Raw genomic sequence first — 14,210 nt, forward strand, 5'->3', positions numbered from 1 at the left:
TCGACACCGGAATCAGTGCCTTCGAGCAGGTCAGAAGGTCAGTGACCGCGGTCGATCCAGTCCTGCAGATGCGGGGCCTCCGCGCCGATGGTGGTCGTGTCCCCGTGGCCGGTGTGCACGACGGTCCCCTCGGGCAGACTCAACAGCCGCTCCCGGATGGACTCGATGATGGTCGGGAAGTGGCTGTACGACCTTCCCGTGGCCCCTGGTCCGCCCGCGAAGAGCGTGTCACCGCTGAAGAGGGCGGAGAGCGCCGGCGCGTACAGGCAGACGGCTCCGGGGGCGTGTCCGGGGGTGTGCAGCACGGTCAGTTCGATGCCCGCCACCGTGAGGACCTGTCCGTCGGCCAGTTCGGCGTCGGGCGCCCGCTCCGGGTGGGTCTGCTTCCACAGCGGCAGGTCGTCGGGATGGAGGAGGACCGGGCCGCCGGTGCGCGCCGCGAGTGCGGGCGCGGCGTCGATGTGGTCGTTGTGGGCGTGGGTGCACACGATGGCCGTGAGGCGACGGTCGCCGACGGCCTCGGCGATGGCGTCGGCGTCATGGGCCGCGTCGATGACGATCACCTCGTGGTCGTCGCCGATGATCCACACGTTGTTGTCGACGTCCCAGGTGCCGCCGTCCAGCGAGAACGTGCCCGAGGTGACGAGATGTTCGATGCGCACGGTCATCACAGCACCACCACCGAGCGCAGCACGTCGCCGCCGTGCATCCGCTCGAAGGCCTTCTCGACATCGTCCAGGGCGATGGTCTCGGTGACGAAGGCGTCCAGGTTCAGGCGGCCCTGCAGATAGAGGTCGATCAGCATCGGGAAATCGCGGGAGGGCAGGCAGTCGCCGTACCAGGAGGACTTGAGCGACCCGCCCCGGCCGAACACGTCCAGGAGGGGGAGTTCGAGCTTCATCTCCGGGGTCGGTACACCGACGAGGACGACCGTGCCGGCGAGGTCGCGGGCATAGAAGGCCTGCTGGTACGTCTCCGGGCGGCCGACCGCCTCGATGACGACGTCGGCGCCGTGGCCGCCGGTCAGCTCACGGATCGCCTCGACGGGGTCGGTCTCCTTGGAGTTGACAGTGTGGGTCGCGCCCAGCTTGCGGGCGGTCTCCAGCTTCCGGTCGTCCAGGTCCACCGCGATGATCTTCGCGGCACCCGCCAGGTTCGACCCCATGATCGCGGCGTCGCCGACACCGCCGCAGCCGATGACCGCCACGCTGTCGCCGCGGCCGACGTTGCCGGTGTTGATCGCGGCCCCGATGCCCGCCATCACACCACAGCCCAGGAGGCCGGCGGCGGCCGCCGACGCGGACCGGTCGACCTTGGTGCACTGCCCCGCCGCGACCAGCGTCTTCTCCGCGAACGCGCCGATACCCAGCGCCGGGGACAGCTCGGTGCCGTCGAGCAAGGTCATCTTCTGCTTGGCGTTGTGGGTGTTGAAGCAGTACCAGGGCCGGCCGCGCAGACAGGCCCGGCACTGCCCGCACACGGCGCGCCAGTTGAGGATCACGAAGTCACCGGGGGCGACATCGGTGACGCCCTCCCCCACCGACTCCACCACGCCCGCGGCCTCGTGACCGAGCAGGAAGGGGAAGTCGTCGTTGATGCCGCCCTCGCGGTAGTGCAGATCGGTGTGACAGACCCCGCAGGCCTCGATCTTCACCAGCGCCTCCCCCGGGCCGGGGTCGGGCACGATGATCGTCTCCAGGCTGACGGGGGCGCCCTTGCCCCGCGCGACGACTCCACGGACCTGGTGCGACATGGCCACTCCTCGACAGTTGCTCTATACGGCACACATCTCATGTGCCGCAACACAGCATCGTGGAGCGCCGACCCCGGGTCAAGGCTCTCGGAGACTGAGGGCCGGGACCGTGGCCTCGGACCGCGCGAGGGAGCGGGCACCCAGGCGGAACTGGTCGAGTTTGTCGATGATCGTCCGGCCGACGGGCAGGTGCCCCCAGATGCTGATGCCCTGGTGGGTGCTGGGCTCCCAGGTGCTCTCGTCGACGACGACGGGGTTCCAGCCGACCTCCCACTCGAAGCCCGAGGGGGTGCGGGCGTAGTAGGACAGCTCCTTGTCGTTGGTGTGCCGGCCGACGGACAGGGCCATCTCGAAGCCGAGTTCGTGGACCCGCTGGTAGCTCTGGGCGACGTCGTCGAGGGTGGCCGTCTGGATGTTGAGGTGCTGGACGCGGGTGCGGACCGGGTCGATCGGCAGGCCGCGGACGGCGGCGACCGCGATGGAGTGGTGGCGTTCGTTGACCCGCAGGAAGCGGATCTTGAGCTTGACGCCGCTGATGGTCTCGTCGATGCAGTCGGTGAGGCGGGCGTCGAAGACGGTGTGGAAGTAGCCGCGCAGCTGAGCCGGCCTGGTGGACGTGATCGCGACATGACCCATGCCGGAGTCGCCGGTGACGAAGCCCGAGGCCAGCATGTGCAGCGGCTCGGACGACTGCACCGGGGCGGTGTAGATCTCCTGGGTGATGCCCTTGGGGCCAGGGAAGCGCAGGAGGCGTTCGACGCCCCGCAGGGCCGCTTCCTCCGTACCGCCTTCGACGCAGGGGACGCCGTGGGCTCGTATGCGGGCCTCGATCTGCTCGAAGCTGCGGTGGTCGTCGACGTGCCAGCCGATGGCCACGACGTCCTCCGCCGGACCGCGCTGGACCAGGAACCGGCACTCCTGCTCGTCGAGGCGGAAGCGCATCAGGTCGCGCGAGATCGGGTCGTGGTGCATGCCGATGGCGTCGGTGCCGAAGCGGCGCCAGTCGGTGAGGTGGTTGGTCTCGATGACGATGTAGCCGAGGTGGACGGCACCGAAGACCGATGGGGTGGTGTTCATCGCCGGCCTGCCAGGAAGTCGGCGCACAGCCGGTTGAACAGCTCTGCGCGCTCCCACTGCACCCAGTGACCGGTGTTGGCGACCAGGTACAGGTCGCAGTTGGGCATGCGTTCGGCCAGCATGCGTCCGCCCGACGGGCGGTTGACCTTGTCCGCTGCACCCCACAGCACCAGGGTCGGCACGGGCAGCCGGGCCAGGCGTCCGTCGCGGGTGAAGTCCATTTTCCACAGGGTGCGCAGTGCGTTCGGGCCGGACGGGCGGCGCAGCGGCGGGGCGGCGACGACCTCGGGGTCGATGCTGGCCCGGTAGCGCTCGTCCATGACGGAGTCGGGCACTTCGGCGGCGTTGAAGACGAGGTGGTTGCGGATGAACTTCTCCAGTTTGAGCCGCGAAGGGCCGTCTCCGGAGTAGTAGTTGAGCAGGCTGGTCAGGCCGGGTGTGGGCAGGGCGCGGGTGGTGCCGATGCCGCCCGGCCCCATCAGGACCATGCGGTCGACGCGGTCGGGGGTGTCCAGGGCGAGCCGGAGGGCGCAGGCGCCGCCGTAGGAATTGCCGACCAAGTGGGCTTTGTCCAGCCCGAGTCGGTCCATCAGCCCACGGATGCCCTCGGCGAGATGACCGAAGGGGTCGGCGCCGTCGACTCCCTTGCTGGAGCGCCCGTAGCCGGGCAGGTCGGGCACGACGACCCGGTACTCCTTGGCCAACTCGGCAATGTTTCGGCCGTAGTTGGAGACACCGGAGGCGCCCGGACCGCCGCCGTGCAGCAGCAGGACGGCCGGACCGTCGCCGGTCTCCGCGACGAAGACCTTCCTGCCGGCCACGTCGAGGAGGCGTTCCTGCAGGTCCGGGAGTTCGGTCTGGGTGGTCATGGTGGTCCTCACGGGGTGATGGCGGCGGTCGTACGAGGTACAGGGGTGAATCCGTCCGGGGGCGGCGGAAGTTGGGCGCCTGCTGGTGCGGCGGCGTAGACGTAGGCGTCGGGGCGCAGGGCGAGGGTGGCCGCACGGTGCCGGGTCATCCAGGGCAGCAGTACGCCGTCGCTGTCGACGAGGGTGCCTTCCGCGGGGCAGGATCCGGCGGGCGTGACGGTGAGCGCGGGGACGGCCGGGCAGTCCCAGGAGGGCTGGGGTGCCGACGACTCGGTGCGCAGGAGCAGCCAGCGGCTTTCGAGTACGTCGTCCAGGCGCACCCGTACGCCGTCGGGTCCCGTCACCCAGGGCTGGGGGATCTGGTGCCCGCCGGCCTTGGTGCGCGGGCGGGCCTGCAGGCCCTCGGCGTAGTGGGCGACGGGGATCCAGTTCGAGTCCTGCAGCCAGTTGCTGCAGCCCGGCACGCGGTTCAGGGCGCGCAGGGCGGCATTGCGGACCCGGGTGACGGCCGGCCGTCGTTCGGTGATGATCCGGCCGACGAACACGGCCCGCCTGGTGACCTCCTTGACGTGCGGTTTCCGCTCGGCCTCGTAACTGTCGAGCACCGACTCGGGCAGCTCGCCGCGCAGCACCCCGTCGAGCTTCCAGCACAGGTTGGCCGCGTCCCGCACACCGGCGGCCATGCCCTGGCCGATCCACGGCGGCATGGCGTGCGCGGCGTCGCCGGCCAGGAAGACCCTGCCCACGCGGAAGCGGGCGGCGAAGCGGACGTGGTGGCTGTAGACGGTGGCCCGGAGGATCTCGATCTGGTCCCGGCCGATCCCGTACCGGGCCACCAACGAGCGGATCGCCTCGTGGGTGGTCAGGTACTTCTCGTCATCGCCCGGCAGGATCGGGAACTCCCAGCGGTGATGGCCCAGCGGGGTCGGGCAGTCCACGGCCGGGCGGGCCGGGTCGCAGCGGAAGCGCAGCCGGTCGTGGTCCGGCCACGGGCTGAGCATCTTGGTGTCGATGACCACCCAGCGGTCCTCGTACGTGCGGCCCTCGTAGCCGACGTTGAGCTGGGCGCGGGTGAGGCTGGAGCCGCCGTCGGCCGCGATGACGTAGGAGGCGCGCAGTCTCCGTACGGAGTCGTCGGCCGTCCCGGCCACCGTCAGCTCGACGCCCTGGGGGTCCTGCCGCAGCCGCAGGCATTCGTGCCGCAGCCACACCTCCACGTTCGGGTAGCGGTCGACGCCGTCGCGCAGGACCTGCTCCAGGGCCGGTTGATAGAGGAACATCTGCGGCGGATGACCGTGGCCGCGCGGGGCGGGGCGGGCGCTGAGGAAGGGCCGGCCGCCTGCGTCGACGAAGTCGAGCGGACGCTCGGCGAGCATGTCCTGCTTGAGCCGCTCGGCCAGGCCGATGCGCTGCCAGATCCGTACGACCTCCTCGTCGGTGGAGATCGCCCGGGCCCGGGAGTACACCTCCGCGTCGCGTTCCAGCACGACGACCCTGAGGCCCATCGCCCCCAGCAGGTTCGCCGCCGTGACACCCGTGGGCCCGTAGCCGATCACCGCCACGTCGTAGGCGCTGTCCTCGACCCTGCCCTCGCCTCTGTTCTCAGCTCTGTCCCGAGCGCTGATCCCGCTCATCGGGCCACCTCACTGTCGTACCTGTAACGCTCACTCCAATTGGAATGGTCGCTACGGTAAGGTGGGCGCGGGAGAGGGTCAAGCACCGGACACATACAGGAGCCGCCTCATGACCAGCGCACCCCGCCGGGTCGACGTCCACCATCACGTCGTCCCGCCGCTCTATCGCGACGCTCTCGCCAAGGCGGGCATCGCCGAGGCCGGGGGTCGTGAGCTGCCCGACTGGAGCGCGGGGGCCGCGCTGGAGGTGATGGATCTCCTGGGCACCGCCACGGCGATCGTGTCCGTCTCGACGCCCGGCACCGGCTTCCTCACCGACCCGGGAGAAGCCGCCGATCTGGCCCGGCAGCTGAACGCCTTCTCCGCCTCGCTCGCTGCCGAACACCCCGGCCGCTTCGGGTACTTCGCCACCCTGCCCCTGCCGGACGTCTCCGCCTCGGCGGCCGAGGCCCGGCGGGCCCTGGACGAGTTGGGCGCGGATGGCGTCACCCTGCTCGCCAACAACCGGGGCACCTATCTCGGTGCGGGCGGGCAGGACCAGTTGTGGCAGGTCCTCGACGAGCGCGGGGCCGTCGTCTTCGTCCACCCGGCCGAACTCCCGGCACCCGCCGTCGAGAACATCCCGCCGTTCGCCGCCGACTTCCTGCTGGACACCACCCGGGCCGCCTACCTCCTGGTCCGGAACGGCATCGTCCGGCGCTACCCGAACATCCGGTTCGTCCTCAGCCACGCGGGCGGCTTCGTGCCGTACGCCTCGCACCGGATGGCCGTCGCGATCGCGAGCGACACCGGGCGCAGCCCGCGGGACGTACTGGACGACCTCCGCGGCTTCTACTTCGACACCGCGCTGTCCTCCAGCCCGGCCGCCCTGCCGACGCTGCTCGCCTTCGCGCGCCCCGGGCACGTCCTCTTCGGCAGCGACTGGCCGTTCGCGCCGACAGCCGCCGGCCAGTACTTCGCCACCGGCCTGGACACCGGCGTGGACGCCGACACGCTCGCGGCCGTCAACCGCACCAATGCCGAAGCCCTCTTCCCCCGTCTGGGCGGCGCCCCCGTACCGGCTCCGCCCCAGTCCCCCACCGTCCGCCTGCGTCAGTCCGCCAGGCGGGCCGGCGCCCGGCTCTTCTTCAAGCTCGTCCAGCCCGGCACCCGGTGAGAAACACGGCGGGCCCGGCACGGCAACTGCCGTACCGGGCCCACCGTATGCGGGTCGGACGTCTGCTCATCCGATCTCGACGAGCAGGTCACCGCCCTCCACCTGCTGGATCTTGTTGATGGCCAGCCGGCCGACGGTGCCCGCCTTCGGGGCGGTGATCGCGGCCTCCATCTTCATCGCCTCGATGGTGGCCACCGTCGCCCCGGCGTCCACCTCGTCGCCCTCGGCGACCGCGAGGGTGACCACGCCGGCGAACGGGGCGGCGACGTGACCCGGGTTGGTGCGGTCGGCCTTCTCGGTCGCCGGGACATCGGAGGCGGCCGCCTTGTCACGCACCTGGATCGGCCGGAGCTGGCCGTTCAGGGTGGACATCACCGTGCGCATGCCGCGCTCGTCGGCCTCGCCGACGGCCTCCAGCTCGATGAGGAGCCGGACGCCGGGTTCGAGGTCGACGGTGTACTCCTTGCCCGGGCGCAGCCCGTAGAAGAAGTCCTTGCTGTCCAGGACGCTGGTGTCGCCGTAGGCCAGGCGGTGGGTGTCGTAGTCGCGGGTCGGGCCGGGGAAGAGTAGACGGTTGAGGGTGGCGCGGGGCTCCTTGGCGAGGCCCTCGCGGTCCTCCGGCGTCAGCTCCTGCACCGGCTTGGCCTCGGCGCGGCCCTCAAGTGCCTTGCTGCGGAAGGGCTCGGGCCAGCCGCCGGGCGGCGTGCCGAGCTCACCGCGCAGGAAGCCGATCACCGAGTCGGGGATGTCGAACCTGTTCGGCGTCGCCTCGAAGTCCTCCGGCGGCACCCCGGCGCCCACCAGGTGCAGGGCGAGGTCGCCGACCACCTTGGAGGACGGGGTGACCTTGACCAGGCGGCCCAGCATCCGGTCGGCGGCGGCGTACAGGTCCTCGATCTCCTCGAAGCGGTCGCCGAGGCCGAGCGCGACCGCCTGGGTGCGCAGGTTGGACAGCTGGCCGCCGGGGATCTCGTGGTGGTAGACGCGCCCGGTCGGGGAGGCGAGGCCCGCCTCGAAGGGGGCGTAGACCCGGCGGACGCTCTCCCAGTACGGCTCCAGGTCGCCGACCGCCTGGAGGTCGAGGCCGGTCGGGCGGTCGGAGTGGTCGGTCGCGGCGACGATCGCCGAGAGGGACGGCTGTGAGGTCGTACCGGCCATCGAGGCGACCGCTCCGTCCACCGCGTCCGCGCCCGCCTGGATCGCCGCGAGGTAGGTGCCGAGCTGGCCGCCGGCGGTGTCGTGGGTGTGCAGGTGCACCGGCAGGTCGAATTCCCGCCGCAGCGCCGATACGAGCTTGGCGGCGGCCGGGGCGCGCAGCAGGCCCGCCATGTCCTTGACGGCCAGCACGTGGGCGCCCGCCTCGACGATCTGCTCGGCGAGCCGCAGGTAGTAATCCAGCGTGTACAGGCGCTCGTTCGGGTCGGACAGGTCCGAGGTGTAGCAGAGCGCGACCTCGGCGATCGCCGTGCCCGTCTCACGTACCGCGTCGATGGCGGGCCGCATCTGGCCGACGTCGTTGAGGGCGTCGAAGATGCGGAAGATGTCGATGCCGGTGGCCGCGGCCTCCTGGACGAAGGCGTCGGTCACCTCGGTCGGGTACGGGGTGTAGCCCACGGTGTTGCGGCCGCGCAGCAGCATCTGGAGGCAGATGTTGGGGACGGCCTCGCGCAGGGCGGCCAGCCGCTCCCAGGGGTCCTCGGCGAGGAAGCGCAGGGCGACGTCGTAGGTGGCGCCGCCCCAGCACTCCAGGGACAGCAGCTCGGGCAGAGTCCGTGCCACGACCGGCGCCACCGCGAGGAGGTCCTTGGTGCGGACCCGGGTGGCCAGCAGCGACTGGTGGGCGTCGCGGAAGGTGGTGTCGGTGACGCCGATGGTCGGCGACTCGCGCAGCGCGCGGGCGAAGCCCTCCGGGCCGAGCTCGACGAGCTTCTGCCGGGAGCCCGCGGGCGGCTCGCCGGCGGGCAGCGAGGGCAGCTTGGTGGTCGACTCGATCAGGTGAGGGCGCTCGCCGTTCGGCTTGTTGACGGTGACGTCGGCGAGATAGGTCAGCAGCTTGGTGCCCCGGTCCGCGGAGGACCGCGAGGTCAGCAGGTGCGGGCGCTGCTCGATGAACGACGTCGTCACCCGCCCGGCCTGGAAGTCCGGGTCGTCCAGCACCGCCTGCAGGAACGGGATGTTGGTGGCCACGCCGCGGATGCGGAACTCGGCCACGGCGCGCCGGGCCCGGCCGATCGCGGTCTTGAAGTCCCGTCCCCGGCAGGTGAGTTTGACCAGCATCGAGTCGAAGTGGGCGCTGATCTCCGTACCGGCATGGGTGGTTCCGCCGTCGAGGCGGATGCCCGAGCCGCCGGGCGAGCGGTAGGCGCTGATCCGGCCGGTGTCCGGGCGGAAGCCGTTGGCCGGGTCCTCGGTGGTGATACGGCACTGGAGTGCCGCGCCGTGCAGCTTCACCGTCTCCTGGGACAGCCCGAGGTCGGCGAGGGTCTCGCCGGCGGCGATGCGCAGCTGGGACTGGACGAGGTCGACGTCGGTGACCTCCTCGGTGACCGTGTGCTCGACCTGGATGCGCGGGTTCATCTCGATGAAGACGTGGTTGCCCTCGCGGTCCAGCAGGAACTCGACGGTGCCCGCGTTGCGGTAGCCGATCTCGCGGGCGAAGCGCACCGCGTCCGCGCAGATCCGGTCGCGCAGCGCCGGGTCGAGATTGGGTGCGGGGGCGAGCTCGACGACCTTCTGGTGGCGGCGCTGAACGGAACAGTCACGCTCGTAGAGGTGGATGACGTTGCCCTCGCCGTCGGCGAGGATCTGCACCTCGATATGGCGGGGGTCGACGACGGCCTTCTCCAGGAAGACGGTGGAGTCGCCGAACGCGGAGGCCGCCTCGCGGGACGCCGCCTCGATGGACTCGCGCAGCGCGGCCGGGTCCTCGACGCGGCGCATACCGCGCCCGCCGCCGCCCGCGACGGCCTTCACGAACACCGGGAAGCCGATCTCGTCGGCCGCGCGGACGAGTTCGTCGATGTCGGTGGAGGGTGCGGAGGAGCCGAGCACCGGGACGCCGGCCGCGCGGGCGGCGGCCACGGCCCGCGCCTTGTTGCCGGTCAGTTCGAGGGTGTGCGCGCTCGGGCCGACGAAGGTGATGCCCGCTTCCTCGCAGGCCTTCGCCAGTTCGGGGTTCTCGGACAGGAACCCGTAGCCGGGGTAGACCGCGTCGGCGCCCGCCTGCCGCGCCGCACGCACGATCTCCTCGACGGAGAGATAGGCCCGCACCGGGTGCCCCGGCTGGCCGATCTCGTAGGCTTCGTCGGCCTTGAGCCGGTGCAGCGAATTTCGGTCCTCGTGCGGGAAGACGGCAACGGTCCTCGCGCCCAGCTCATAGCCGGCGCGAAATGCCCTGATCGCGATCTCACCACGGTTGGCGACCAGTACCTTGCGGAACATCGCCGCTCCCTTCAGCCTGCCGGTGGACGTCCCCCATGGTGTCGGTGACCTGCCTTTCTGGCCATGTGAGTCCGGCCACTCTTTGCGCGTGTCGGGTCACGGAGTGCGGTCGGCGGCCCTCTCCATGCCCTGACGTCCTTCTTTATGGCCTCGCGGCCTTCTTTATGGCTTCGCGGATGCGGGAGTACGTACCGCAGCGGCAGACGTTCTCGATGGCGTCGATGTCGGCGTCGGTCGGTTCGGACGTCTTCTTCAGCAGGGCCGCGGCGGCCATGATCTGCCCGGGCTGGCAGAAGCCGCACTGCGAGACGTCGCAGTCGATCCAGGCCTGCTGCACGGGGTGCAGGGTGTCGCCGTCGGCCAGGCCCTCGATGGTGGTGACCTTGCGGCCCGCGCAGTCCTTGACCTTGACCACGCAGGGCTGGATCTCCGCGCCGTCGAGATGGCTCGTACAGGCACGGCAGACGCCGACGCCGCAGCCGTACTTGGGGCCGGTGACATGCAGCAGATCGCGCAGCACCCACAGCAGCGGCATGTCGGCCGGGGCCTCGACGGTGACCGGCTTGCCGTTGAGGACGAAGGAATAGGAGGGCATCGGTACCTTCTCGGGTGTTCAGGCTCAGAAGTTCAGCGGGAAGCGGCGCGGCTTGGTGCCGGTCGCCCGGGCGTAGGCGTTGGCGACGGCTCCGGAGGCGGCCGGAACGCCGAGTTCGCCGGCGCCGCCGGGCTCCCCCTTGGACGGCATGATGTGCGCCTCGAAGTGCAGCGGGGCGTTGCGCTGGCGGGCCCAGTGGAAGTCGCCGAAGCTGCCCTCGCGCACAGCCCCCCGGTCGATGTGCAGTCCGGCGCTCAGGACGGTGGAGATCCCGTCGATCGAGGTGCCCATGAGCTGCGCTTCAAGTCCGCGCGGGTTCACGGCGGTGCCGACGTCGGCCGCCATCACCACCTTGGTGACCCGGGGGTTCTTCGGGTCGCTGGCGTCGATCTCGGCCAGACAGGCCACGCAGGATCCGTACTCCTCGTGCACGGCGACACCCTGCCCGTGCCCGTCGGGCATCGCCCGGCCCCAGTTCCCGGCCTCGGCGACCTTGTCGAGTACGGCCTTGACGGCCTTGCTCCGCAGCGTCGTACGGCGGAAGGCGACCGGGTCCTTGCCCAGGCTGCGCGCCACCTCGTCGACCATGATCTCCTGGGCGGTCCGGGTCGTCCCGGAGTCCACCGACCGCCAGGCGCCCAGCGGCATCGCAAGCTCGACCTGGCCCGAATCGCCGGACAGGCGGCCGAAGTTGTAGAGCCCGGAGTCGCTGGGGTGCGGGGCGGACACCGGTCGTACGAAGGAGGCCTGGTTCGCGGTGCCTTTCTTGCCGTACGACTCGCTGACCGAGGCCGTCGCGTGCGCGAAGGCGACCACCCTTCCGTCCGCATGGCTGGCGCGGATCCGGTGGTGGCCGGCGGGACGCATCCTGCCGTGCCGGGTGTCGTCATTGCGGCTCCACATCAGCTTGACCGGCCGCTTCGCCGCCTTCGAGATCAGGGCGGCCTCGATCGCGGCGTCGAAGTTCAGCCGCCGCCCGAACGAGCCGCCGCCGCGCAGCACATGGACCGTGACCTCGGAGGCCGGCAGACCGGTCGCCGAGGCGATGCTGTCCCGGGCGTCCGTCGGTGTCTGGGAGGAGAACCAGATCTCGGCCCTGTGGGCGCGTACGTCCGCGATCGCGGTGAGCACCTCCATCGGGGCGTGGCTGACGAAGGCGAACTCGAACTCGCCCTCCACCTGCGTCGATCCACGCGGCGGGGAGCCCAGGTGCGGGACCGCGGCCTTCAGCCGGGAGCGGATCTGCGCGTCGGACAGCGAGGCCGACGGACCTGCCGCCCACTTGATCTTCAGGGCGTCGCGGGCGTTGAAGGCATGGTGGAAGGTCTCGGCCACCACGGCGACCCCGCCCGGCACCCGGACCACGGCGTGCACACCGGGCAGCGCGCGGGCCGCCCGCTCGTCGACCGAGACGATCTTCCCGCCGAGCGTCGGCGGCCGGGCCACCACGGTCGGCTTGGCCCCGGCCACGGACAGATCCCCGGTGTACTTCGCCTTGCCGGTGACGATGTCCCGGGCGTCGATACGGGTCGCGGGCCGCCCGATCACCTTGTGTTCGGACGCCGGTTTGGGCTTGGCGGATACGGCCGTACGGCGGATCTTGGCGGCGCTCGCGCTGAGGGATCCGAAGGTGGCGGTGCGGCCGTCCGGGGCGATCACCATGGTGTTCCCGGTGCGCAGGCTCCAGGCGGGCAGGTGCCAGCGCCTGGCGGCGGCGGTGACCAGTCTGGCGCGGGCGGTGGCGGCCAGTTGGCAGGCCGGGCCGTACAGGGAGACGACCGAGTTCGAACCGCCGGTGTACTGGTTGCCCTTGGTCCGGGCGTCGGCAAGGGGGATGTCGACGTCGGCGAGCCGGGCGTCCAGCTCCTCGGCGATCATCATGGCGACGGCGGTGGTGATGCCCTGCCCGACCTCGACCCGAGGCAGCCGTACGACGATCCTGTTGGCCCGGGTGACCTCCAGGACGAGCATCTCGTCGTCGGCGCCGGTCACCAGCGCGTCGGACGGTCCGCGGGCGGGCTCGGTGCCCTGGGCCGGCGAGGTGTCGCAGGCGAGCGGGGCCGCGATGGTGAGCGTCGACGCGGCCAGGGAGTACACCATGAACCTGCGCCGGGACACCGCGTGCCGTGGGGCTCCTGCGTCCGGGGCCGGGCCGGTGCCGGCGGCGGAGGACTCGATGCCGTCCAAGAGACACTCCTCGCGGGTTGCTCCGACTGATACCTCTGATACGTCAACAGGTATGAGGGGCCGGTCGGACTGTGGGTTGCCTGAGAGGCGTCGCACCGCCGTCCAGTTCCGGCCTGTCGCGCGCGGCCTGCTCTCCTGGGCCCCCGCTCGTCCGTAGGCTCTGGGTGCTGTCGAGGAGCGTGCGGTAGACGTCCCGTCCCCACAACCTACGGAGAACCATGGCCGACGCCAGCCCCCAGGCCCGTGCCGTCACACTGCTGGGCCGCCCCAAGCTGTGGCTCATGCCCACCGTCCTGACCGGACTGCTCGCCCTGCTGCTGGCCCTGCTCTACATGGGTGGCATCGTCAACCCGCAAGGTGCCCTGCACCATCTGCCCATCGCACTGGTCAACGGCGACACCGGCAAGCCGCCGGCCGGGCAGAAGCAGAACGCGGGCACGCAGATCGCCGCGGCCATCACCTCCGACACCTCCAACGACAAGGCCGAATGGCGCACCCTCAGCCTCGCCGAGGCAAAGGACGAGCTCGACTCCGGCAAGGTCTACGGCGCCCTGGTCATCCCCGCCGACTTCACCGCGTCCATCACCGCGCTCACCACGGCCGACGCCACCACACGGCCGACGATGACAGTGCTCACCAACCCCGGCAAGGGCAGCCTCGGTTCCTCCCTCGCCAGCAAGATCACCACTACGGCGGCCCAGCAGGCCTCCCAGACGATCGGCAAACAACTCACCGCTGCCGCGGGCACGCAGGCGAACTCGACCACCAAGCTGCTGCTCGCCGACCCGGTGAATGTCGTCACCCAGGTCGGCCACCCGATCGGCAGCCACAGCGGCCTCGGGCTGAGCGCCTTCTACTACACGCTGCTGCTCGTGCTGGCCGGCTTCATGGGCGGCAATGTCATCAGCAATGCCGTCGACACCTCCCTCGGCTACGCCGACACCGAGATCGGCCCCTTGCACACCCGCCGCCCCACCGTGCCGATCAGCCGCACCCAGACGCTGCTGCTGAACATGGTCATGACCGCGGGCATCACGGTCGTCAGCGTCTCCCTGATCATGCTCGCCACCATCACCATCCTGGGCATGGACGCCACCCACATCCCGCTGCTGTGGATCTACTCCTACTGCGCCGCCCTTGCCGTCGGCCTGGGCGTGCAGGCCATCAACGCGGCCTTCGGCGGGGTCGGCCAGCTGGTGTCCATGTTCGTGTTCATCGTCCTGGGCCTGCCGTCCTCGGGCGCCACCGTGCCGCTCCAGGCCGTGCCCGGCTTCTACCGCTTTCTGTCCCACTTCGAGCCCATGCGCCAGCTCAGCGACGGTGTCCGCGCCATCCTCTACTTCGAGGCCCGCGGGGACGCCGGCCTGACCCGCTCCTGGATCATGATCGCGATCGGCGCGTCCCTGGCCCTGCTCTTCGGTTTCGCCATGACGCGGTACTACGACCGCAAGGGCCACAAACGCCTGACGCCCCAGCCCGCGTGAGCGACCATGAGTCC

Annotated in this window: 10 protein-coding genes; 2 read left to right on the forward strand and 8 right to left on the reverse strand. The window is 70.9% G+C overall.

Going from position 1 to position 14,210, the window contains the following annotated elements:
• Positions 1-38: 38 nt before the first annotated feature.
• The 5 genes from P2Q00_RS33855 to P2Q00_RS33875 form a co-directional block, all read right to left on the reverse strand.
• Positions 39-668 (reverse strand): MBL fold metallo-hydrolase, encoded by a 630-nt coding sequence (locus P2Q00_RS33855; protein WP_275777420.1) that lies wholly within the window; start codon positions 666-668, stop codon positions 39-41.
• On the reverse strand, positions 668-1,753 hold the full coding sequence (locus P2Q00_RS33860; protein WP_275777422.1) for an S-(hydroxymethyl)mycothiol dehydrogenase: 1,086 nt from the start codon (positions 1,751-1,753) through the stop codon (positions 668-670). The genes P2Q00_RS33855 and P2Q00_RS33860 overlap by 1 nt, the downstream gene beginning before the upstream one ends.
• A gap of 78 nt (positions 1,754-1,831) precedes the next feature.
• Complete coding sequence (locus P2Q00_RS33865) at positions 1,832-2,830, reverse strand: VOC family protein (RefSeq protein ID WP_275777423.1); 999 nt, start codon at positions 2,828-2,830, stop codon at positions 1,832-1,834.
• Entirely contained in the window at positions 2,827-3,699 is an 873-nt protein-coding gene (locus P2Q00_RS33870) for an alpha/beta fold hydrolase (protein ID WP_275777425.1), read from the reverse strand. The genes P2Q00_RS33865 and P2Q00_RS33870 overlap by 4 nt, the downstream gene beginning before the upstream one ends.
• Before the next feature lie 8 nt (positions 3,700-3,707).
• On the reverse strand, positions 3,708-5,333 hold the full coding sequence (locus P2Q00_RS33875) for a bifunctional 3-(3-hydroxy-phenyl)propionate/3-hydroxycinnamic acid hydroxylase (RefSeq protein ID WP_275777427.1): 1,626 nt from the start codon (positions 5,331-5,333) through the stop codon (positions 3,708-3,710).
• A gap of 109 nt (positions 5,334-5,442) precedes the next feature.
• Here P2Q00_RS33875 and P2Q00_RS33880 point away from each other — a divergent pair, with 109 nt between their 5' ends.
• Complete coding sequence (locus P2Q00_RS33880; RefSeq protein ID WP_275777429.1) at positions 5,443-6,489, forward strand: amidohydrolase family protein; 1,047 nt, start codon at positions 5,443-5,445, stop codon at positions 6,487-6,489.
• A gap of 66 nt (positions 6,490-6,555) precedes the next feature.
• On the opposite strand, the gene P2Q00_RS33885 is transcribed toward P2Q00_RS33880, so the two are convergent.
• From P2Q00_RS33885 to P2Q00_RS33895, 3 genes are all read right to left on the reverse strand, one after another.
• Positions 6,556-9,930, reverse strand: a complete 3,375-nt coding sequence (locus P2Q00_RS33885) for a pyruvate carboxylase (RefSeq protein WP_275777430.1) — start codon at positions 9,928-9,930, stop codon at positions 6,556-6,558.
• A gap of 142 nt (positions 9,931-10,072) precedes the next feature.
• Entirely contained in the window at positions 10,073-10,525 is a 453-nt protein-coding gene (locus tag P2Q00_RS33890; protein ID WP_275777432.1) for a (2Fe-2S)-binding protein, read from the reverse strand.
• Positions 10,526-10,549: 24 nt separating this feature from the next.
• The gene (locus P2Q00_RS33895) at positions 10,550-12,625 is read right to left on the reverse strand and encodes a xanthine dehydrogenase family protein molybdopterin-binding subunit (RefSeq protein ID WP_275777677.1); all 2,076 of its coding nucleotides are present in this window, start codon (positions 12,623-12,625) and stop codon (positions 10,550-10,552) included.
• A 305-nt stretch (positions 12,626-12,930) separates the two neighbouring features.
• On the opposite strand from P2Q00_RS33895, the gene P2Q00_RS33900 reads away from it, so the two are divergent.
• The gene (locus P2Q00_RS33900) at positions 12,931-14,196 is read left to right on the forward strand and encodes a YhgE/Pip domain-containing protein (RefSeq protein WP_275777433.1); all 1,266 of its coding nucleotides are present in this window, start codon (positions 12,931-12,933) and stop codon (positions 14,194-14,196) included.
• Positions 14,197-14,210 lie beyond the last annotated feature (14 nt).

The organism is Streptomyces coacervatus (genome assembly GCF_029223485.1).
In the GTDB taxonomy this organism is placed as follows: domain Bacteria; phylum Actinomycetota; class Actinomycetes; order Streptomycetales; family Streptomycetaceae; genus Streptomyces; species Streptomyces coacervatus.